At 45.7% G+C, this 20,505-nt stretch carries 19 protein-coding genes, 4 tRNA genes and 4 pseudogenes; 10 read left to right on the forward strand and 17 right to left on the reverse strand.

What is annotated here, in order from left to right:
- Nucleotides 1–51 precede the first annotated feature (51 nt).
- Complete coding sequence (gene folD / locus MN084_RS01260) at nt 52–906, reverse strand: bifunctional methylenetetrahydrofolate dehydrogenase/methenyltetrahydrofolate cyclohydrolase FolD (protein WP_241085170.1); 855 nt, start codon at nt 904–906, stop codon at nt 52–54.
- Nucleotides 907–1,066: 160 nt separating this feature from the next.
- Between folD and MN084_RS01265 the strand changes: the two genes are divergently transcribed.
- The 4 genes from MN084_RS01265 to MN084_RS01280 all read left to right on the forward strand — a co-directional run bounded on the left by MN084_RS01265 (nt 1,067) and on the right by MN084_RS01280 (nt 1,421).
- Nucleotides 1,067–1,143: transfer RNA gene (locus tag MN084_RS01265), tRNA-Pro, on the forward strand.
- Nucleotides 1,144–1,157: 14 nt separating this feature from the next.
- Nucleotides 1,158–1,234 (forward strand) — tRNA-Arg (locus MN084_RS01270).
- A gap of 21 nt (nt 1,235–1,255) precedes the next feature.
- Nucleotides 1,256–1,331, forward strand: a tRNA-His gene (locus MN084_RS01275).
- A gap of 14 nt (nt 1,332–1,345) precedes the next feature.
- Nucleotides 1,346–1,421: transfer RNA gene (locus tag MN084_RS01280), tRNA-Lys, on the forward strand.
- Nucleotides 1,422–1,508: 87 nt separating this feature from the next.
- Here MN084_RS01280 and MN084_RS01285 read toward each other — a convergent pair.
- The 8 genes from MN084_RS01285 to MN084_RS01320 all read right to left on the reverse strand — a co-directional run bounded on the left by MN084_RS01285 (nt 1,509) and on the right by MN084_RS01320 (nt 6,099).
- Nucleotides 1,509–1,736 carry an integrase gene (locus tag MN084_RS01285; protein WP_241085169.1) on the reverse strand — a complete coding sequence of 76 codons (228 nt, stop codon included), beginning with the start codon at nt 1,734–1,736 and terminating at the stop codon, nt 1,509–1,511.
- A 23-nt stretch (nt 1,737–1,759) separates the two neighbouring features.
- Nucleotides 1,760–2,530: a hypothetical protein gene (locus MN084_RS01290; protein ID WP_330178270.1), complete on the reverse strand. Its 771-nt coding sequence runs from the start codon at nt 2,528–2,530 to the stop codon at nt 1,760–1,762.
- Between the two features lie 2 nt (nt 2,531–2,532).
- Nucleotides 2,533–2,826, reverse strand: coding sequence for a hypothetical protein (locus tag MN084_RS01295; protein WP_241085167.1), 294 nt, complete (start codon nt 2,824–2,826; stop codon nt 2,533–2,535).
- A 124-nt stretch (nt 2,827–2,950) separates the two neighbouring features.
- Nucleotides 2,951–3,733: a hypothetical protein gene (locus MN084_RS01300; protein ID WP_241085166.1), complete on the reverse strand. Its 783-nt coding sequence runs from the start codon at nt 3,731–3,733 to the stop codon at nt 2,951–2,953.
- Complete coding sequence (locus MN084_RS01305; RefSeq protein WP_241085165.1) at nt 3,687–4,046, reverse strand: hypothetical protein; 360 nt, start codon at nt 4,044–4,046, stop codon at nt 3,687–3,689. The genes MN084_RS01300 and MN084_RS01305 overlap by 47 nt, the downstream gene beginning before the upstream one ends.
- On the reverse strand, nt 4,046–4,648 hold the full coding sequence (locus MN084_RS01310) for a lambda exonuclease family protein (RefSeq protein ID WP_241085164.1): 603 nt from the start codon (nt 4,646–4,648) through the stop codon (nt 4,046–4,048). The genes MN084_RS01305 and MN084_RS01310 overlap by 1 nt, the downstream gene beginning before the upstream one ends.
- Nucleotides 4,645–5,019, reverse strand: coding sequence for a hypothetical protein (locus MN084_RS01315; protein WP_241085163.1), 375 nt, complete (start codon nt 5,017–5,019; stop codon nt 4,645–4,647). The genes MN084_RS01310 and MN084_RS01315 overlap by 4 nt, the downstream gene beginning before the upstream one ends.
- Nucleotide 5,020: 1 nt before the next feature.
- Nucleotides 5,021–6,099, reverse strand: a protein-coding gene (locus tag MN084_RS01320; protein ID WP_241085162.1) for an IS3 family transposase whose coding sequence is annotated in 2 segments (ribosomal slippage) — nt 5,021–5,847 and nt 5,847–6,099 — 1,080 coding nt in all. Because the reading frame shifts where the segments join, the coding sequence is not laid out codon by codon here.
- 70 nt (nt 6,100–6,169) lie between these two features.
- Between MN084_RS01320 and MN084_RS19055 the strand changes: the two are divergent.
- A pseudogene (locus tag MN084_RS19055) lies at nt 6,170–8,669 on the forward strand (Tn3 family transposase); the annotation flags it as partial.
- A gap of 170 nt (nt 8,670–8,839) precedes the next feature.
- On the opposite strand, the gene argC reads toward MN084_RS19055, so the two are convergent.
- Entirely contained in the window at nt 8,840–9,871 is a 1,032-nt protein-coding gene (argC, locus tag MN084_RS01335; protein WP_241085160.1) for an N-acetyl-gamma-glutamyl-phosphate reductase, read from the reverse strand.
- A gap of 664 nt (nt 9,872–10,535) precedes the next feature.
- Here argC and MN084_RS01340 point away from each other — a divergent pair.
- Together MN084_RS01340 and MN084_RS01345 are read left to right on the forward strand one after the other, a co-directional pair.
- A complete protein-coding gene (locus MN084_RS01340; protein ID WP_241085159.1) occupies nt 10,536–11,228 on the forward strand; it encodes a DUF4126 domain-containing protein in 693 nt (230 codons plus the stop codon).
- Nucleotide 11,229: 1 nt separating this feature from the next.
- Nucleotides 11,230–11,655, forward strand: a complete 426-nt coding sequence (locus tag MN084_RS01345) for a CopD family protein (RefSeq protein WP_241085158.1) — start codon at nt 11,230–11,232, stop codon at nt 11,653–11,655.
- Between the two features lie 107 nt (nt 11,656–11,762).
- Here MN084_RS01345 and MN084_RS01350 read toward each other — a convergent pair whose 3' ends face one another.
- From MN084_RS01350 to MN084_RS01365, 5 genes are all read right to left on the reverse strand, one after another.
- Nucleotides 11,763–12,251, reverse strand: a complete 489-nt coding sequence (locus tag MN084_RS01350; protein WP_241085157.1) for a transposase — start codon at nt 12,249–12,251, stop codon at nt 11,763–11,765.
- Nucleotides 12,252–12,381: 130 nt separating this feature from the next.
- Nucleotides 12,382–12,663: a hypothetical protein gene (locus MN084_RS01355; RefSeq protein WP_241085156.1), complete on the reverse strand. Its 282-nt coding sequence runs from the start codon at nt 12,661–12,663 to the stop codon at nt 12,382–12,384.
- Between the two features lie 303 nt (nt 12,664–12,966).
- Nucleotides 12,967–13,347 carry a HesB/IscA family protein gene (locus tag MN084_RS01360; protein ID WP_241085155.1) on the reverse strand — a complete coding sequence of 127 codons (381 nt, stop codon included), beginning with the start codon at nt 13,345–13,347 and terminating at the stop codon, nt 12,967–12,969.
- A gap of 196 nt (nt 13,348–13,543) precedes the next feature.
- Complete coding sequence (locus MN084_RS19060) at nt 13,544–13,723, reverse strand: hypothetical protein (protein ID WP_445083873.1); 180 nt, start codon at nt 13,721–13,723, stop codon at nt 13,544–13,546.
- A 56-nt stretch (nt 13,724–13,779) separates the two neighbouring features.
- Entirely contained in the window at nt 13,780–13,986 is a 207-nt protein-coding gene (locus MN084_RS01365; RefSeq protein ID WP_241085154.1) for a hypothetical protein, read from the reverse strand.
- A 524-nt stretch (nt 13,987–14,510) separates the two neighbouring features.
- Between MN084_RS01365 and MN084_RS01370 the strand changes: the two genes are divergently transcribed.
- Both MN084_RS01370 and MN084_RS01375 read left to right on the forward strand, forming a co-directional pair.
- A complete protein-coding gene (locus tag MN084_RS01370; protein WP_241085153.1) occupies nt 14,511–15,227 on the forward strand; it encodes a transposase in 717 nt (238 codons plus the stop codon).
- A gap of 360 nt (nt 15,228–15,587) precedes the next feature.
- Nucleotides 15,588–16,689: pseudogene (locus MN084_RS01375) on the forward strand (IS256 family transposase).
- Between the two features lie 66 nt (nt 16,690–16,755).
- On the opposite strand, the pseudogene MN084_RS19065 reads toward MN084_RS01375, so the two are convergent.
- Nucleotides 16,756–16,824: pseudogene (locus MN084_RS19065) on the reverse strand (hypothetical protein); the annotation flags it as partial.
- Between the two features lie 123 nt (nt 16,825–16,947).
- Between MN084_RS19065 and MN084_RS01380 the strand changes: the two are divergent.
- Nucleotides 16,948–19,950, forward strand: a pseudogene (locus MN084_RS01380) (Tn3 family transposase).
- A 181-nt stretch (nt 19,951–20,131) separates the two neighbouring features.
- On the opposite strand, the gene MN084_RS01385 reads toward MN084_RS01380, so the two are convergent.
- Nucleotides 20,132–20,404: a phosphopantetheine-binding protein gene (locus MN084_RS01385; protein WP_330178273.1), complete on the reverse strand. Its 273-nt coding sequence runs from the start codon at nt 20,402–20,404 to the stop codon at nt 20,132–20,134.
- Between the last annotated feature and the right edge of the window lie 101 nt (nt 20,405–20,505).

The following is a 20,505-nucleotide window of genomic DNA, read 5'->3' on the forward strand; positions in this document are numbered from 1 at the left end:
TCTCCTGCTTCTGAAGATGCCGTGAGGCACCTTTTTTTCGTCTCTAATTAGTCAGCTGTCGTGAAGCTCTCTTGCCTGTAGTGTATTCTCCAGCAGGGTGGCAACCGTCATAGGTCCTACACCACCGGGTACCGGTGTGATCCAGCTGGCCCGCTTGCTGCAGCCTTCAAAATCCACATCACCGCAGAGTGAGCCATCCTCCAGACGGTTGATGCCCACATCGATAACCAATGCACCTTCCTTCACCCATTTACCCGGAACAAAGCGAGCCCGTCCCACTGCGGCGACGATAATATCCGCATTGCGCACTTTCGCTTCCAAATCCTTGGTCCGGCTGTGGCAGACAGTGATCGTGCAGCGTGCTGCAAGTAGCTCCAGGGCCATGGGGCGACCGACGATGTTGGATTGTCCGATAATGACGGCATCTAGGCCTTCCAGCTTGTGTCCTATCTTCTCCAGCATGGTCATCACACCCTTGGGGGTGCAGGGGCGCAGTATAGGCATGCGTAGCGTCAGCCTGCCGATATTATAAGGGTGGAACCCATCCACATCCTTGGTCGGCATGACGCGTTCGATTACCGCCTCTTCATCGATCTGTTCCGGCAGGGGAAGCTGCACCAGAATGCCGTCAACCTCTTCCCGCTCATTGAGCTGGTCGATCAGGCTCAGCAGCTCCTCCTGAGATGTCTTAACCGGTAGTCTGTGCAACTCTGAGAGAAAGCCAGCCTCTTCGCACGAGCGTTGCTTGTTACGCACATAGACCTGTGAAGCGGGGTCTTCACCCACGAGAACGACCACTAGGCCAGGGGGGCGCTGGTTTGCTTCCCGCATCTGATCTATTTTGGCTTTAATGTCTTTGCGTATGTCGGCGGCGATAGCTTTTCCGTCTAGAATTTGAGCACTCATTTGCGCGATCCACTCGGGGTTTGGAGAATTTCGGAATGATACCCTGATTGGGTCGAATTATCACTGCAGCCGTCTGCTGCCGAGGACGATTTTTTCGTTGACTCAGCTCCATTGTGTGCGTATTATATCGGCCTCTTCGTCGTAAGGCGAGGCTGGGTGTCGGGGTATAGCGCAGTCTGGTAGCGCGCCTGCTTTGGGAGCAGGATGTCGGGAGTTCGAATCTCTCTACCCCGACCATTATTTTTCTATCTGCGCCCGTAGCTCATTTGGATAGAGCATCGGCCTTCTAAGCCGAGGGTAGCAGGTTCGAATCCTGCCGGGCGTGCCATATTGCACAGGCAGTTCTATGGTGGGTGTAGCTCAGTTGGTAGAGCCCTGGATTGTGATTCCAGTCGTCGTGGGTTCGAGTCCCATCATCCACCCCATTTTGTAGTAATTTGGGCCATTAGCTCAGCTGGTAGAGCAGTGGACTCTTAATCCATTGGTCGAAGGTTCGAATCCTTCATGGCCCACCAATTCAGCAGCATTATCAATGAGTTAACGTGATTTAAGAATGCGGAAATTGTGAATTACCAAAATAAATATGATTTTCCCAAAACAACTCATTTCGTTGGCTCAATATCGATGGGCTTTCTGTCGTAGACATGGACCATCCTGGGGTCTTTGTGGCCTCCAGCTCTCTGCTTGTCGCCCGGGGTGTCGGTGATCCCCTTGGCTTTTAGGTCGTGTATTGTGAACCGCTCTCCCTGCCATTTTTTCCGCATAAATCGACCCCAGGCTGTCTGTACCGTGGACTCTGATAGCCGGTCACCGCTGCGACCTTGAATCAAGTGTTTTCCGAATAGATTTGTCCTCAGAATTTTTGCCGCATCAACCGCAGATTTGAGCGCTGGGGACCACTGGGTAATGGCGTCCCTGCTGCCCTTCCGTCGGTGCAGATAGATGCCCTCGTCAAGCACGTCATCCCCGTCAGATCCAGCACCTCTGACAGTCTGGCGCGCAATAAATATGCTAGCTCCATAATTATCGGGAGATATCCAGACAGTTCGGATTTTGCGGCCTCGAACTCGGCATCAGTAACGTAGCGAGTACGTGCTCGCTCCTCGTTTCTCCTGACGCCCTTGGCCGGATTGATTGTGACTCCCCCCAGGTGCCGCTCAATTGCCCATGAGAATACTAAACTGATATATGATTTTTCCCGGTTTCCACCGATGCATGCATCCTCTTTTTCTCGTTGATCTAAATATTTTCGTACAGTTGGAATAGTCCAATTTTTTAACGGGATGTCTCCGAAGTGTCGCCCATCCTCCAGCATTTTTGAACAGATGCGACGATGATACCCACGGTAATCCTGTTGAGTCGATGCCGCTTTTTTTAGGAACATCAGGGAATCTTGATATTGTTTTGACAGCCAGCGGAATGTTTTTGTCCTTCCGCCAGCGGGGATAGTCATTTTTTCGTATACGGCCCATACTTGGGCGAGCGTCGCTTCTCCGCTGCACAATCGTTTTTCTGTTTGTTTCTGGGTCTCTGGATTGTATTCAACGAGCACATATCGCCCTTTTTTGAGATAAACATATTCTGGCAACTTCTGGTTTTTTCTTGATCGCGGGCGGGGAGCCATATCTAATTCTGGACAAATTCAATGTCTTCCGAGTGATTATCATCATTTCCGACACCCATCGCGGTATTCACAGCGTTAATTGTTGTACATACCGTACCACCAGCACCGTACAGCACAGGTATCCCCTGGGCGCGCAAATTTTTCTCTAGATCTGCTCTGCGTTTGCAGTTCATCCAGACCATCAGATCGGCTTCTGTGACTAATGCAGTGTTCAAAAAATCACCTTCTATTCTCTCTACAGCGCCAAGCTGGGCTGTGTTTGCCAGTTTGCGCAATTTTGGTTTAGCCAGATGCATTCAGTTCGTACCGCCTCGATGCCGGAACATACGGAACCGAATTTCATCCTACATTTCTCCGCTTATGTTCTTTGAATTACCGTTTGAATCCGATGTCTGGTGGGGAGCCATTGAACTGTTGCAATTATTTTCCGCAATGAGCGATAGTGTTGTCGCATAACGCGCTCACCCCCAGCACGAATTCCACCACGCAATGCCTGATATCATCCGAGTCGAATTTAAGCTTTTCAGCCTCGGTTATTGCACTTGTCTCTAGTGTCCGAACATAAACAACCAGCTTCTTCTTATCCGGCCTCAGCACTTCTTCACACTCAGCTTTGGCTTTGGCGTCTGCCTCTTCCTGAATGTGTTGTTTCTCTGCGGCTTCTGCTGCTGCCTGATTGGCTTTTTCGGCCTGCTCAGTTGCTAGGCGCTCAGACTCCATCTTCGCCTTGTTGTCAGCTATAGCCTTCTTTTCAGCATCAATACGACGCTGGTCTTCTTCCTGCTGTTGCCTGATTCTTTCCTGCTCTTCGGTAATTTTCCGATTCTCACCCGCAATGCGATCACGCTCGGCTTCGAGTTTTTTGCGTTCCTCTTTCAGTCTATCATCTTCATCTTTGCGACGTTCGTCTTCCTGCTCCGCATCAACGGCTTTGCTGTGCATATCAATAAAAATATCTGTAAGTTCGGCCTTTTTCTGGAATGACTCAGTCGTGAATTCTTGGTAAATTTCTTCTGTAACATCAAGTGACTCTACATCCCTGAAAAGATCTTTGATTACTGATGCTGCCGACCCTTGTAATTTGTTCGCTCTATATATGTCGAAATTACTGCCTATCAGCGTTTGAATAGATTCTATGCGCAACTCTTCTTTACGCCTAGCCTCTTCCAGTATTACGGCTTGCTCTTCTTCCCACTTGGTCAAGGGTTGACGGATATCTTATTTTTAATGTGTCCAACCCATCCCGTAACGCTTTTCTACTTTCATCAAACTGCTTTAATACCTTTTTTTGCTCAGCGATTCTTTCTTTACCTGCGTTGTCCAGAAGTGTTTTGGACCGCGCCACCTTGTATGACATGGATTTAAGTTGATCTCGCCCTAGGGCAGTGCTGATATCGAAGATATTTTCTCTTGCCTTTTTTTCAATTTTTTTGATCATATTTTCAACACCATCTTGGGTAAAAACATCAAGAATGTTGATCATATCAATTGCTATTAAAGCGGTTTCTGTAGACATTATTTTTTCCATAAAATAATCAGTATTTCGTCGCGTATCGCAATTACTTCGTTGATTCCGAGTTCAAGCGCTTTATGCAGAACTGGATCAGCTTTCACTCGGTAAACAAATAGAGGTAGATCCGGATGGTATGAAACGTAATCACACCACACACGCCCTGCTATCCACATCTGCCCTTGAATCTGCGCAATGTTTTCAGAGTGAGGAACACTTTTGATAATGGTATTAACTTGAATTTCTGCTTTCCGGCATTTGATCTCCACCATGCCATCTGTGCCGATCAATCCATCAGGCGAACAGCCGTAAAGCTCTTTGTCATCAGTGATAAATCCAATCTGTTCCACAGAGAGGCCACGGGTCAGTTCATACAGTTCTCTCGCCTCGGCCTCCTGCTCTATGCCGCGCTCCATGTGCTCATTGCTGTATTGGTCAAGAATTTTTCCCGCATACATATCAGCGGCCAGCTTGGTGGCATAGGATTTACGCTGTTTTGATTCCTTGCCTGCTGACGTGACGATCTTGGAGAAATTAGAGGCGGTGGGAATTCCCGCTCTCAGTGCGAACCATTCGGGGCTGGATTGTTCAACATTATGTGTAATCATGCCTGACTCTTCGTTGCAATAATCGCCAGCCGTTCATTGATTCGCTTCATGAGACTGCCGAATCTATGCGCTTCCAATTCATTGAAATGCTCGATCTTGGAATACTTCAGCCATGCCTCTTTATCCAAGTTGTTGTCATCGATCAGAGCATTTATTTTCAGCGCCTGGTCTTCTGTGATGTATTTAGTTTCGCTTCCTGATCCATTACCATCGTCATCTACATTGCCCTCTGTTGATGCTATTCCGGTAACGGCCTCATAGGTCGCTATTTTCAAATATGTGATCGTTGATTTGATCTGCTGGATCGGGTTCTTACTGCCAGACTGACCTTCCCCCCATCTTAATACCAAGACTTGGATGAGATAATTCATTCTAAGCGGCCCTATTCACAAAGGCCACAGGTGACAAATAATTTAATGCGCTATGAGGCCGCACGTGATTGTAGTGCTCTCGCCATTGATCAATTTCATGTCTAGCGTCATCAATGGACCTGAACCAATGCTGATTTAAGCATTCATTTCTGAATTTACCGTTTAAGCTTTCTACAAACGCATTCTGAGTAGGCTTACCTGGCTGAATAAAACCTAGCTTAACGCCACTTTCTTTTTGCCAGTAGAACATCGCCTTGCTAGTAAACTCAGTACCGTTGTCGCAGATTATTTGATCCGGAGCGCTCCTTAGCTCAATCACCTGAGTTAAAAAACGAGCGACCTGGTGACCATTGATCGAGAAGTCAGAGAGCTGGCCAATAACTTCTCTTGAGTAATCATCAATCACATTAAATACTCGAAAGCGGCGACCATTAGCCAACTGATCACTGACAAAATCCATTGACCAGCGTATATTTTTACCAATGGGCATAATCGTTGGCATTCTTGGTCGTATTATCTTCTTGCGTTTTTTAGTCCTCACTTGAAGACCTTCTTCGTTATAGACTCGGTAGGTCCGCTTCTTGTTTTTCACAAGCCCCTCTCCTCTCAGGAGGCCATGTAAAAACAAATAACCATAACTCGGATGCTTTTTTGCCAGCTCAAGTAACCGTTTGCGTAGAGGCTCATCTTTTCCCCATTGAGTAACGTACCGAAAAGCGGTTCTACTTAAGCCTACTAATTGGCAAGCTCTACGCTCACTTAATTTGAACCGCGACTTAAGGTAGCTCACGATTTGTTTTCTATCAGCAGGCTTTACCACTTTTTTGAGAGCACATCCTTCATCGCCTCAGCTTCAAGCATTTTCTCGGCAAGTAACTTCTTAAGCTTGTTATTTTCGCTTTCAAGCTCTTTGAGCCGTTTGGCTTCTGAGACATCCATCCCGGCGTATTTGCTTCGCCAGTTATAAAAGCACCCGGTTGAAATGCCGAACTGACGACAAATGTCATCAACTTTTACCCCTGACTCATGCTGCTTGATGGCACCAATAATTTGCTCTTCTCTGTAACGCTTCTTCTTCATCTTGAGATCTCCTAATACACAGACTAATTGGAAATCTCATCCTTGTCATGGCTCTATTTCTGGGGGAAAGGTCAAGCGAATTATCAGTCAGGTAATCAAACAGGAACGTAAGCGACTTTCTGATCTATTAAAGACAACCATATCAGATGAATTAGCTACTAACTTGGCTGAGTTAGTTGATGGAAAAGGTATGCTAACCGTTAAAGAACTTAAGCAGGCGGCGAAAAGTTTTAATGCTCCAGAATTGGAGAAAGAGTTGAACGTCAACAAGTTGATTCAGCCCTGGATGGATGAAGTTAATCAAGTGGCCTCTGCTCTATCACTATCGCAACAAAACCGACTGCACTATGCGGCGATGGTTGATTACTACTCTATAACCAAGCTTAAACGCTTCGACCGTGTCACGCAGCAGCTTTATTTACTTTGTTATCTTCAGGAGCGGGTACAAATCAATATTGAACGTTTGGCTGATGGATTTATTTATCATGTCCGAAAGTTACGTGAAAAAGCTAAAGCGTATGCCAAGGAAATGGCCTATAAAGATTGGGAGGGCGCGGTAGTAAATATTAGCAAAGCCGCTGAATTATTATACTTTTTTATTGACGACACCATTGATGACCATGTGTCATTTAGACAAATAAAACAACGGGTACAAGGCTTGCTTGGAGCACGGGAAATAGAATCACTGTGCTTGTATCTGAAGAAACAAAAACGCACGAAAAATGATTACATCTGGGAATTTTATGATAAGCATCGTGAACTGATTCAGCACTTAATACGCCCCATTTTTTTATGCCTGACCTTTGAAGGATCAGACAATACACAGGCTTTATCTGCACAATTAAATAGAATGAAAAAAGAGTTGTTAGGTGCTGGTGAATTAGCATCGTCAGATCGACGATTGATTCCAGCCAAACACCAATTGTATGTTATCAATATTGATAACAACGTACTCTCTGAGCGTTACGAGTTGATGCTGTATTTAGCAGCTCAAAATAATCTTGGTGGGAAACTCTTTATACCAACGGCTATCAAATATCGTGCATTACACGATGACCTTGTTGGAGATATCCCCTGGTCACAGAAAGACAAGCTACTTAAAGGTTCCATGCTAGATAGCATGAATACAGAGCCTGCCCAGCGGGTTAAATCGATGGAGAAAAAGATGAACGATAAGCTGCAACGGGTTGGCCAGCGCATTGATGAGGGCGACAATCGAAATGTGGTATTGCATAATCGCTCAGGAAAAACTCAATGGAGGTTGCCGTATTCAGGCACAAAATCGGCTTTAAACAATCCCTTTTTCGATCGTATGAAACCGATTAACATTGCCGATGTATTACGCTTCGTTCATCAGGAAACAGGATTTTTAAAGCACTTTGAGCATGTTCGCCAGGTACAGTCCGGATAGAGTGATCATTTGAATGATTTACTGGCGGCTCTCATTGGCAATGGAACCTATTATGGCCTACACGGCATGGCCAGCATCTCTGATAGATCATCTACGCACAGTACAGGCCAATTATTTGCGACCTGAAACGCTAAACCTCGGCAATGATGCAATTAACGATGCGACAGCGAAATTATCAATCTTCAAGCATTACAATATCCAAAAAGGACTCATTCATGCCAGTGCTGACGGGCAAAAATTCGAATCATGGTTAGAGACTTTTAAAACTCGCTATTCATCTAAATATTTTGGCACGAATAAAGGACTAACATCGATGAACTTGATTGCCAATCATGTAGCCTTGAATGCCCAGATTATTGGTTCCAATGAACATGAATCTCATTTTATTTTGGATCTGCTTCATAACAATACCTCGGAGATTAAGCCGGATATTTTGTCAACGGATACGCACGGCGTTAATCATGTTAACTTTGCTTTGCTGGACCTGTTTGGCTATATCTTTGCGCCGCGCTATGCTCAGTTTGGAACCGTGATATCAGATCTTTTTGATGTAAATGAGGGAGAAGACAATAAGGCAACGCTCTCATTAAAAAAGCCTATTAATACAGAATTAATTATCGATGAGTGGGATACGATACAGCGCATTATTATATCACTACAGCAGAAGACGATAACGCAGGCGACCCTTGTTAGAAAGCTTTCTGGCTATAGTCAAAACCACCCCTTGCTGAAAGCTTTAACTGAATATAATCGTATGCTCAAGGCCATGTACTTACTGGACTATATTGATGATGCCAGTTTAAGAACTTATGTACAGCGAGCCTTGAATCGTGGGGAAGCTTATCATCAATTACGGCGTGCTATTGCACATGTGAATGGCAATCGTTTCCAGGGAAAATCAGACGATGAGATTGTCTTGTGGAATGAATGCGCGAGGCTATTAACCAACGCCATTATCTATTTTAATTCGCTGATACTGACGCGATTACTTGAGCATTTTGAGGGGGAAAGTGACGATAAGAAGTTGGAAATTATTAAGCAAGTTTCGCCAGTGGCTTGGCATAACATCAATTTGAACGGAACTTACAGCTTTAGCTTTGAACAAAACCTACTAGATTTGGATGAAATTATGCAATCAATCGTGCAAAATGAAAATTAAGCCACCTCTGTAGGCCTTGTGGGGTATGGGCTATAGAGATAAGTGTCACTTTAGGACGGAATGTCCCCAGAACCCCGAGATCGAAGATACGCCTGTTCTCGATAATACCGTGCAAAGGTTATGAGGGTGCATAAAGATATTAACTCCCGGAGCACCAGACACAGGGGTACTCATGGCAGCAGTGCGGCAACCTCCAATCCGGCGGTTTCGTCCAGCCCAAGCATCAGATTCATATTCTGAATCGCCTGGCCAGCAGCGCCCTTTACCAGATTATCGATAACCGATAGCACCACCACCACATCACCAGCCTGCGGACGATGCACTGCAATACTGCAACTGTTGGCACCTCTTACATTGCGTGTTTCGGGATGCGACCCTGCCGGCAGTACATCCACGAAGGGCTCATCACTGTAACGCGACTCGAATAGCGCCTGCAGATCGACATCAGTCGCCACCCGGGAGTAGAGCGTAGCGTGAATACCCCGAATCATCGGCAACAGATGTGGGACAAACGTCAGTTCAATCGGCTTCCCGGCAGCAAGAGAAAGATTTTGTCCAATTTCAGGGAGATGCCTGTGCCCTGGCACACCGTAAGCCTTGAAACTTTCACCGACTTCGCTCATCAGCATAGCAGTGCTCGCGCTTCGGCCTGCGCCGCTCACACCTGACTTACAATCGGCAACCAGTCCTGATAAGTCAGCCAATCCTGTCTCTATCAAAGGCAGAAACCCCAAGGTTGCCGCCGTCGGGTAACAGCCTGGATTGGCAACCAGATTAGCATGCTTTATCGCTTCTCTGTTGACCTCGGGCAAACCGTAGACGGCCTGGTCCACCTGCTCGGGACATGCGTGAGTCATCCTATACCACTTCTCCCACACAGCAATATCCTTGATACGAAAGTCAGCTGCCAGATCGATCACACGGCACCCCTGCTCCAGGAGTGCCGGGACCATTTTCATTGCTGTTCCGTTAGGTGTGGCGAAAAAAATTAGGTTGCAGGCCTCGAGCTGCTCAACATCAGGATTGGAAAACGTGATATCGAAGTGGCTGCGCAGACTGGGGAACAGGTCCGCCACCGGCCGACCGGCTTCTGAGCGGGAGGTAATTATCGCAACTTCAACATCGGGATGTCCCGCCAGCAGACGCAGCAGCTCCACTCCGGCATATCCGGTACCACCGACAATTCCAACTTTAACCCTCATGCTCACCAACGAAGTAAAAAATTCAAAACAAGAAGATACCGGAAAAAAATAGACTGACAGTCATACGGCCCAAAATAAAAAATTGGAAGAAAAAAATCGAAGAGAGTCTGCAGGGCGCACCCTCAAGAAGCCCATATCGAGGGTATAGCATTTGTATCATTCTTTTGAGAAGAGCCCGGTACCCTTGATAAATAACTCATTATAGTTAAGTAAATTTAGTAAGTTACATTAAATTGCTTGAGAAAAATAGCCTTGGATTCTGGCGCGGACCGGATAACAAAAAGTGGTCGAAAAGACCGTTTAATCGACAGTGGTGATTTTTCTTAATGCCTATTACCCACGACTCGTATTATGAGCGCCACATTCATCAATGGGGCAAATATAACCATAATCGGCCATATGGTCAATATTTCCCTATGATTCAGCAAGATAGATTAAAATGAGGGCTGTTGTTTAATCGCTCCGTGAAAGGGGATAGAGGTATCCATTCTAATTCCAAGAGACGCAATAAATACACCCCCGCCGCCGACACTCTTGGAATAAGCGTATCCACACACTATCTTGAACATCAGGACGGGGTAAAAGCTTGTTGGCGGTAATTAAGCAAATGCCAATGAACTCTACTCGGAACAGAGACTCAAAGTTGAATAAACAGGACCGTTAAATGGAAACCATAGAGATTATTTCCTTGACACTTGGCGTAGCCTGGGCCTCGGGCATCAATCTATATGCCGCAGTATTGGTACTGGGATACTTTGGAATGACCGGTGATATAACGTTGCCACCAGGACTGGAACTGCTCTCAGACCCCATAGTTATGGCAGCGGCCGGACTCATGTGCATGGTTGAGTTCGTTGCTGATAAAGCACCCGGTATCGACACCGGCTGGGATGCTTTGCACACCTTTATCCGAATACCGGCCGGGGCTGTTCTGGCTGCCGGTATGGCAGAAGGGCTGGATGCAAGTCAGGCGGCAGAATTTGCCGCGCTACTTGTAGGTGGCGGTCTGGCTGCAACAAGCCATTTCACCAAGGCGAGCAGCCGGGTGCTGATCAACACATCTCCAGAACCTTTCAGCAACTGGACGGCATCCATCACCGAGGACCTTGTGGTGATTGGCGGCCTCTGGGCATCACTCCACTATCCCTGGCTGTTTGTTGCAGGCCTGATCGCTTTCACACTGCTGGTCATTTGGTTACTGCCGAAAATCTGGCGCACCCTGAGAGCATATTCCGGGCTATCGGTGAATTTTCGGTGGAAAAAAAGCAACAGTAGCAGACTCCGGACCATCAGGTGGAAAACAAAAATGAGTCGAAGCAGTCAAAAAGCCAAAGTCATGCTGAGAGGAGAAGCCTGACATGCTCTGGATAAAAGCGGGTCATCTCATCTTCCTGATATCCTGGTACGTGGGCCTGTTCTACCTTCCCCGCCTATTCGTTCACCACGCCATGTCAGAAGACCGTGCCACCAGAGAACGGCTCGAGATCATGGAGCGAAAGCTGTTCTGGTTCGTCACCCCCTGGGCAATGCTGACTCTCGCGCTGGGCTTTACATTGGCGGGGCTCTATGGCTGGGAAGCATTCAAAACCATGAGTTGGCTGCATCTAAAAATTATTCTGGTCACTATACTTGCGGGCTACTACATTTGGTGCGGCAAACTGATGATCCAGTTCCGCAACACAGATGCCAATCCCCATAGCCATGTATGGTTTCGGTGGTTCAACGAGTTCCCGCTGCTGATTCTAGTAGCAGTTGTTTTACTGACCATTTTAAAACCCTTTTAGCCGTTTTTTTGCCCATTTTAAAAAAACTAGAGCTGAGCTGTTCCAGGGGGGGTATTGAACAGATATTCAGGAAGAGAAAGAACGCCTCTGCGCCCAATGCCAGTAAGTTAAGCCGTAACCCATTGATTACAATGCCCGTTATTCTTTAGCTTATGTGAGAATTTTCGCGCATAATGTCTGCCCCCTCGAACAGCCTCAAATGTCATGGCAATGTAGTGAGTTGTTTGTTCAATCAATGCTTTCACACCCACAGCTGCCTGCTGTATCAGAGCGATCAAGGTATGTTTCATTTTTGACAGGGCCTGGGCAAAGTTGACCCGATAAACATAGTGGTGCATTTTGGTTCGACTCTGTACCTGTTTCTGTGCGGCCAACGCCATTAATGCCGTTAGATTTGCAGATACAATTTTGGCATGAAAATCCTGCCTCACAGACAGTGCTGATTTACCGGAGAAGTTTTCTATTTCAACCCACTGTTTGAGGCGTTTGTAGTTTTCCTCGACACACCACCGGAGGTGGTACAACGCCTTAAACTGATTGGCATTATACAACATCGTATCCATGAGAAATGCATTATAACCTCTATCATAGATCACAAGGTCATCTTTACGGGCCCTCTCAAGGTGTAGGCGGCACATTGCCTCTCAGAAGCATGAGTAGAGGCTGGAATCAATGGCAGTATGGTTAAGCACATCGAAGTAGACTGATGCCAAACCCATAGGGCAATCAGCTTGGTTGTGCTTGCCTTTCTGAGCGCCAATAATGATGCACCACATCCTCTTCATTGGGTAAACGAATTTGTGAGCCATCAATCGCACAGAGTCGAAATCCATTCCATTTTTGATAGCCGTTGAAACGATCATGGAAATCTTGTGTGATGATCTGATTCAGCTCAATAAATGCCGCATGAGAGAGCTGTTTTCTAGCTTGAAAAAAAGCAGATTTGGTGATTTCCTGAGCGGCCTGTTTTCGATTCTTGAGTGCTTTATAAAATCGATCAAGCTCCACCTGCGCAGCATTTTTCTGAGGTTTAGAAAATACAGAATCAAGGAGGGGAAACTGAGTTTACGATATACGCGTGAAACTGTTTTTTGAGAGGCGGTGTTTGATCTTAAAATGATTATCAGAGATAGTTGTATTTATGTAGGTATAAATAGATTCAAATGACCTTGGTAAGCTTCATATTGCGACCTTAATATCGTGGTAAATGTCGGCACTCATGGGGGTAATTATTATAGCAGAATTAATGAGTTACGGCTTAACTTACTGGCATTGCCTCTGCGCCCTTTTTTCATCGCTTCCCGGCGAGCACTAACTGCACCCACCACCCTGGGATGAGCCGCAGGTACCACAACCGCTACTACCAACAGGCTGCAGGTTGTTGAATACAAAGCTGGCATTGCCATCGCCACGGTCAACATAATCGATCTCTACACCGCGCAGGTACTGCATGGTATCTGCATCCACAATGACATTGAAGTTATCACATTCCAGCGTGGAATCATTATCATTGAGTTGGTCAGTGAAGGTCATGCCGAAGCTGATGCCACTGCATCCACCTGGGGTGGCATAGACGCGAACGCCCTTGATCTCTTCTTCAACTTGGCCGATCAATTCCATCATCTTGCCTTGTGCCGGGCTGGTTAGGCTGAGCTCATCATCATTCAAAACGGTTGCGGTAGCTTCGCTCATGCGAGGTACTCCAAAAATTGTTCGACAATGCGGGGCATCATAGCAGTACAAAGTAATCACAGCCACTTGCCTTGTGCAATATTTAGTCGTCCTTGAAGTATTAGGCCAGAGGATCTGGTTCCTTGAACCTTTTAGATCGGTGGATCCAAGTTGTAAGTTTACCACCTGCACTTTTCAGAAAGACTTCGTTTGGCGTCTAATAATTGAGGCATTTCTGAAGCCGATTGTTGAGTTTTTTCGCTACAGTTGCGAACATTAGACCAGTGACCTTTCGCCAATTGATTCCTTTATAAAAACAATGATGTAGCAGTCCATTGGTATTTTCATTGGTGCCCCGTTGCCAGGAGGAATAAGGATCAGCAAAGTAAACATTCATGCCTGTGGCTTCTTCAATTTTCCTGAACTGAGCACATTCTTTACCGTTATCAACCGTCAGGTTTTACACCATTTCTCAGGTATGACCTTAAGGTAGTTGTTGTCACCAGATAATAAAGTATCTGCTGATTTGTCGCTCAGTTTAGCAGCAACCAGTACGCGGCTCTTTTTTTCCACATGGGTGGCAATGCCACCTGAGCTCTTGGCTCCCTCAACGTTATCACCCTCCCAGTGGCCAAGGCGGCGATGGTTGCCAATACTCACAGGGCGATCATGAATGCTCACACGATGTGGTAATCAAACCACGCCCAGTCCCGTATTGCTGCTGTCTTAGACGCTTTTTGTGCCGCCTCAGTAGATGTTGGTACAAAAAACCGTCTTGTGCAGCATCCTCGTATATCCATCGATAGATACCTTCCGGGCTAATCCGCAGACATGCACTTCTAGGGTGATCTAGCTTGAGGCGTCCAGCCATTGTTTCCGGTGACCAATCTTCCTGTAACCGCTCGATGACATAATGCAGGTGTTTTTTTATGTGATCACCTGCGAGTGTGCCTCGGCTTCTTGCATCGAACCATCGCACGTTTCTGTGCAAGCCCATCCTGGTAACAGGCTATGAGTCGACCATTGATCACTTCACGTGAGATGGTGGTGTGATGACGACCTAAACGACGAACAATGCCTCTATAACTTAAACGCCAATGCAAAAGATGTATAGGCGAGCTTCTAAAAACCTTCCAAAATTAGCGATAATTAGTCAACAATTCAACTAACTGTTGATAAAAATCATGCAACCGAGTTTTTTTGATCATCAAGACCGACTTGAACTCCTTGAGCAACAAGGAGACCTGCTGCCAAAGCTGGAAAGGACCGTAGACTGGGCGGCTTTTCGGACGTTGCTGGGCTCAATTTATAAAAACAGTGGTCCCAGTAAAGGTGGGCGTCCACCTTACGATGCGGTACTGATGTTCAATTTGTCGGATGATCAAACAAAGCTCCAAATACGGGCTCGCTATAGCTTTTATTGTTTTCCTGGGCTGAGCCCGGAGGGTAAGGTACCCGATGCTAAAACAGTTTGGGTATATCGTGAGCGCCTGAAAGAACCGGGCCTTGTTGACAAACTCTTTTCAGAGCTGTTGATCCAGATTGATGCAGCAGGCTTCAGTGTTCGCAAGGGACAGATTGTAGATGCCGCTATCGTTCCAGCACCCAGGCAACATAATACGCGAGAGGAAAATAGGCAGATCAAAGCCGGGGATAGCACTGAGTATGGAGTGATAACAAACGCCGCCAGAAGAATGTTGAAGCCCACTGGAACCATGAAGTCATTCGCAAGTACGCCATCACATCAGCAGAAGTCCACGATAGCCAGGTCTTCGAGGAACGGCTGGATGAGAACAATAATGGCAGTGTCTGGGTCGATTCTGCTTGCCGCAGTAGAACGGGAAGCCGCTTTACCGGGGTGCGCATTACCGCAGTCAGATTCATCGCAAGTCGACATGTAAACGCCCCTAGAATGAACGGGAGCAAGAGGCAAACCGAAAACGATCAAGAGTTCGGGCTTGAGTTGAGCACGTGTTTGCCCAGCAGGCCAATCAACTAGTGCGTAGCATCGGCCAAGGCAGGGTCGGTGTGAAGATGGGTATGATGAATTTGGTGTATGACATGCGTCAATTGGTGTGGCTCTGGCCGGTTAAAGCGAGGTATGGATATGGATGTTGCCAAAAAACGAGTGTGAAGATACCGGGCTTCCCTGATTTGCAGAGACAGTCCTGAATGCTGTGTAACTACCTGTCATTAAACCCAAACAGGGTGAGGATAGGCAGACGATCGACAAGAAAGAACCCTAGGCGGCCGCTAATCACATCAAAACTGAAGAAGATCTCAACGAGTTTCGGCCAATGCTGCCCAGAATCACGGTCGATGCAGCACTCAACGTTGAACTAGCTGATCATCTTGGCTTTGCCAAACATGAACAATCCGAAGCGAGTAATAGCCGCAACGGCACTACTGGCAAGACCTTGCAAACGGAGGATGGCCAGTTTGAACAGGATACTCCACGAGAAAGAGCGGGCAGCTTTAAACACCGGCCAGTTAAAAAGCACCAGCGTCGATTTACCTCAATGTATGACGATCCGCGAAAAGGAAATGTACGGAGTCGATGTCTCCGCCACACTCATATCCAAAGTTACCGATGCGGTTATCGAGCAGGTTGTTGAATGGTAATTTCGCCCCCTGGATGCGATTCAGCCTATTGTTTATCTGGGCAGCATTGTCGTTAAAATCAGGCAAGATAAGAAAGTGATTTATCTCGCTCTGGGCGTCAACCTGGAAGGCCACAAGAAATTATTGGGGATGTGGCTGTCGGAGAATGAGGGTGCCAAGTTCTGGCTGAACGTGCTGACAGAGCTTCAGAATCGCGGTGTGAAGGATATTTTGATTGCCTGTGTCGATGGCTTAAAGGGCTTTCCTGATGCCATCAACACGGCTTTTCCAAATGCCCAGATCCAGCTCTGTATTGCGCATATGCTACGGAACTCGATGAAGTATGTGCCCTGGAAAGACTACAAGCCTGTCACGGCTGATTTGAAAAATATTTATCAGTCCATCACCGGGGAAGAAGCCTTACCGGCGCAGGATAAATTCTCTGATCGATGGGACAACAAATACTCCAGGATCAGCCGCTCCTGGCGTGCTCATTGGCAGAACCTGAACACGCCGTTCAACTACCCGGATGACAGACGAAAAGTGATCTACACGACCAACGCCATTGAGTCGCTGAACAGCGTCATTCGCAAAGCGATCAAGAAGCGGAAGTTGTTTCCAACCGATGATTCGGCGAAGAAGGTAATCCACCTGGGAATCCAGGCCGCATCGAAAAAGTGGACAATGCCGATCCGTCATTGGAAACCAGCACTGAATAGATTTATGATTGAGTTCGAAGAATGCTTGGCGGAATATATCTAACTTTGGTTGTTGCACAGAAAACTTTATAGGCTCCTTGTTGCGGAAACCTCTGCCACGCACTTTGATTATCTTGATTCGGCTGTTGAGACCCTCTGCCGGACCATTACTTACTTCCAAAAGGGGTTCTGGGGACATTCCGTCCTAAAGTGACACTTATCGCTACAGCCCACGCCTCATAAGGCTTCTAGAGGTGCCTTAATTTTCAAAATCACTGCAATATCCCAATTATAGTAATATTCCGGCTTTTACGAGAAGCCTATGCCTTATAAAGAACGCCTGACCGTACTCCACGAAGCAGAAATTAACGATTTATATGGCGTTCCCAGCCTGTCACTGGAAGAAAAACGTATCAGTTTTACTCTGAATGATCTGGAGCAGGACGTTATTAAATCCATCAGGGATCGCAATCATAAATGCTATGCTATTGCTCTGCTGGGTTACTTTAAGATCAAGCCCATTCAGCTCAATCCGGCCTACAAGGAATTGAAAGCAGATCTCACCTTTATTGCTGAAGAATATTTCCCTAAATTTAAAGTCCCTCGCTTCAGTGTTAGCAATAAGCAGAAAACACGTATCTACGACAAGATTATAAACCTTCAGGGATTCAAAACATGGTGTGTGGAACAACATCAGGAACCTCTCATTACCTATTTGCAATAGGTTGCTAAATCCTGGATTGAGCCGCGCTTTTTATTTGATGCCTGCACCGAATACTTAGCTCGAAATCATACAGGAATCCCTAAATATACCGTGCTTCAGCGAATTATCAGTCAGGTAATCAAACAGGAACGTAAGCGACTTTCTGATCTATTAAAGACAACCATATCAGATGAATTAGCTACTAACTTGGCTGAGTTAGTTGATGGAAAAGGTATGCTAACCGTTAAAGAACTTAAGCAGGCGGCGAAAAGTTTTAATGCTCCAGAATTGGAGAAAGAGTTGAACGTCAACAAGTTGATTCAGCCCTGGATGGATGAAGTTAATCAAGTGGCCTCTGCTCTATCACTATCGCAACAAAACCGACTGCACTATGCGGCGATGGTTGATTACTACTCTATAACCAAGCTTAAACGCTTCGACCGTGTCACGCAGCAGCTTTATTTACTTTGTTATCTTCAGGAGCGGGTACAAATCAATATTGAACGTTTGGCTTATGGGTTTATTTATCATGTCCGAAAGTTACGTGAAAAAGCTAAAGCGTATGCCAAGGAAATGGCCTATAAAGATTGGGATGGCGCGGTAGTAAATATTAGCAAAGCCGCTGAATTATTATACTTTTTTATTGACGACACCATTAATGACCATGTGTCATTTAGACAAATAAAACAACGGGTACAAGGCTTGCTTGGAGCACGGTAAATAGAATCACTGTGCTTGTATCTGAAGAAACAAAAACGCACGAAAAATGATTACATCTGGGAATTTTATGATAAGCAGCGTGAACTGATTCAGCACTTAATACGCCCCATTTTTTTATGCCTGATCTTTGAAGGATCAGACAATACACAGGCTTTATCTGCACAATTAAATAGAATGAAAAAAGAGTTGTTAGGTGCTGGTGAATTAGCATCGTCAGATCGACGATTGATTCCAGCCAAACACCAATTGTATGTTATCAATATTGATAACAACGTACTCTCTGAGCGTTACGAGTTGATGCTGTATTTGTCAGCTAAAAATAATCTTGGTGGGAAACTCTTTATACCAACGGCTATCAAATATCGTGCATTACACGATGACCTCGTTGGAGATATCCCCTGGGCACAGAAAGACAAGCTACTTAAAGGTTCCATGCTAGATAGCATGAATACAGAGCCTGCCCAGCGGGTTAAATCGATGGAGAAAAAGATGAACGATAAGCTGCAACGGGTTGGCCAGCGCATTGATGAGGGCGACAATCGAAATGTGGTATTGCGTAATCGCTCAGGAAAAATTCAATGGAGGTTGCCGTATTCAGGCACAAAATCGGCTTTAAACAATCCCTTTTTCGATCGTATGAAACCGATTAACATTGCCGATGTATTACGCTTCGTTCATCAGGAAACAGGATTTTTAAAGCACTTTGAGCATGTTCGCCAGGTACAGTCCGGACAGAGTGATCATTTGAATGATTTACTGGCGGCTCTCATTGGCAATGGAACCTATTATGGCCTACACGGCATGGCCAGCATCTCTGATAGATCATATGATCATCTACGCACAGTACAGGCCAATTATTTGCGACCTGAAACGCTAAACTTCGGCAATGATGCAATTAACGATGCGACAGAGAAATTATCAATCTTCAAGCATTACAATATCCAAAAAGGACTCATTCATGCCAGTGCTGACGGGCAAAAATTCGAATCACGGTTAGAGACTTTTAAAACTCGCTATTCATCTAAATATTTTGGCACGAATAAAGGACTAACATCGATGAACTTGATTGCCAATCATGTAGCCTTGAATGCCCAGATTATTGGTTCCAATGAACATGAATCTCATTTTATTTTGGATCTGCTTCATAACAATACCTCGGAGATTAAGCCGGATATTTTGTCAACGGATACGCACGGCGTTAATCATGTTAACTTTGCTTTGCTGGACCTGTTTGGCTATATCTTTGCGCCGCGCTATGCTCAGTTTGGAACCGTGATATCAGATCTTTTTGATGTAAATGAGGGAGAAGACAATAAGGCAACGCTCTCATTAAAAAAGCCTATTAATACAGAATTAATTATCGATGAGTGGGATACGATACAGCGCATTATTATATCACTACAGCAGAAGACGATAACGCAGGCGACCCTTGTTAGAAAGCTTTCTGGCTATAGTCAAAACCACCCCTTGCTGAAAGCTTTAACTGAATATAATCGTATGCTCAAGGCCATGTACTTACTGGACTATATTGATGATGCCAGTTTAAGAACTTATGTACAGCGAGCCTTGAATCGTGGGGAAGCTTATCATCAATTACGGCGTGCTATTGCACATGTGAATGGCAATCGTTTCCAGGGAAAATCAGACGATGAGATTGTCTTGTGGAATGAATGCGCGAGGCTATTAACCAACGCCATTATCTATTTTAATTCGCTGATACTGACGCGATTACTTGAGCATTTTGAGGGGGAAAGTGACGATAAGAAGTTGGAAATTATTAAGCAAGTTTCGCCAGTGGCTTGGCATAACATCAATTTGAACGGAACTTACAGCTTTAGCTTTGAACAAAACCTACTAGATTTGGATGAAATTATGCAATCAATCGTGCAAAATGAAAATTAAGCCACCTCTGTAGGCCTTGTGGGGTATGGGCTGTAGAGATAAGTGTCACTTTAGGACGGAATGTCCACAGAACCCCAAGCAGATACACGGCATATTCCGCTTTTCCCTGGTGAATAGACCAGTGCGCCATTAGCGCATAGATCAATACCATTAAGGTAAATAATGCTGCCACTAAATTCTCTTATGCTTTACGTATTTCCACAAAACTTGCCAGTGTAGCAAGCGAACTGAATATCTGCTGGTTTTGCTGATCATCAGATTTGACCTGTATCCCATAATTCTGAGATATCGCCAGCACTAACTCCAGTGCATCAATGGAATCCAGCCCTAAACCATCACCAAACAAGGGGGCGGCTGGGTCTATGTCATCTATAGATACCTCTTCCAGGTTCAGAGTATCAATTATCATAGCCGCAATTTCTCTGACGAATCCGCCCATCCAATCTTCCTTCATTTATCGATTAATCAAAGCCGGGCATTATTGCACAAGGTGAGTCAGAGGTGAATATAAATCCTACGGAAAAAATCCACCCTCCCGAGCATCTGGAGAGTCTT

The sequence above is a fragment of the Candidatus Vondammii sp. HM_W22 genome (genome assembly GCF_022530855.2).
In the GTDB taxonomy this organism is placed as follows: Bacteria; Pseudomonadota; Gammaproteobacteria; order Chromatiales; family Chromatiaceae; genus Vondammii.

What these genes read in the sequence shown, in the direction of transcription:
- folD (WP_241085170.1), bottom strand. Translation starts at nt 906, where the DNA reads ATGAGTGCTCAAATTCTAGACGGAAAAGCTATCGCCGCCGACATACGC.
- MN084_RS01290 (WP_330178270.1), bottom strand. Translation starts at nt 2,530, where the DNA reads ATGGCTCCCCGCCCGCGATCAAGAAAAAACCAGAAGTTGCCAGAATAT.
- MN084_RS01295 (WP_241085167.1), bottom strand. Translation starts at nt 2,826, where the DNA reads ATGCATCTGGCTAAACCAAAATTGCGCAAACTGGCAAACACAGCCCAG.
- MN084_RS01305 (WP_241085165.1), bottom strand. Translation starts at nt 4,046, where the DNA reads ATGTCTACAGAAACCGCTTTAATAGCAATTGATATGATCAACATTCTT.
- MN084_RS01310 (WP_241085164.1), bottom strand. Translation starts at nt 4,648, where the DNA reads ATGATTACACATAATGTTGAACAATCCAGCCCCGAATGGTTCGCACTG.
- MN084_RS01315 (WP_241085163.1), bottom strand. Translation starts at nt 5,019, where the DNA reads ATGAATTATCTCATCCAAGTCTTGGTATTAAGATGGGGGGAAGGTCAG.
- argC (WP_241085160.1), bottom strand. Translation starts at nt 9,871, where the DNA reads ATGAGGGTTAAAGTTGGAATTGTCGGTGGTACCGGATATGCCGGAGTG.
- MN084_RS01340 (WP_241085159.1), top strand. Translation starts at nt 10,536, where the DNA reads ATGGAAACCATAGAGATTATTTCCTTGACACTTGGCGTAGCCTGGGCC.
- MN084_RS01345 (WP_241085158.1), top strand. Translation starts at nt 11,230, where the DNA reads ATGCTCTGGATAAAAGCGGGTCATCTCATCTTCCTGATATCCTGGTAC.
- MN084_RS01360 (WP_241085155.1), bottom strand. Translation starts at nt 13,347, where the DNA reads ATGAGCGAAGCTACCGCAACCGTTTTGAATGATGATGAGCTCAGCCTA.
- MN084_RS19060 (WP_445083873.1), bottom strand. Translation starts at nt 13,723, where the DNA reads ATGAATGTTTACTTTGCTGATCCTTATTCCTCCTGGCAACGGGGCACC.
- MN084_RS01370 (WP_241085153.1), top strand. Translation starts at nt 14,511, where the DNA reads ATGCAACCGAGTTTTTTTGATCATCAAGACCGACTTGAACTCCTTGAG.
- MN084_RS01385 (WP_330178273.1), bottom strand. Translation starts at nt 20,404, where the DNA reads ATGAAGGAAGATTGGATGGGCGGATTCGTCAGAGAAATTGCGGCTATG.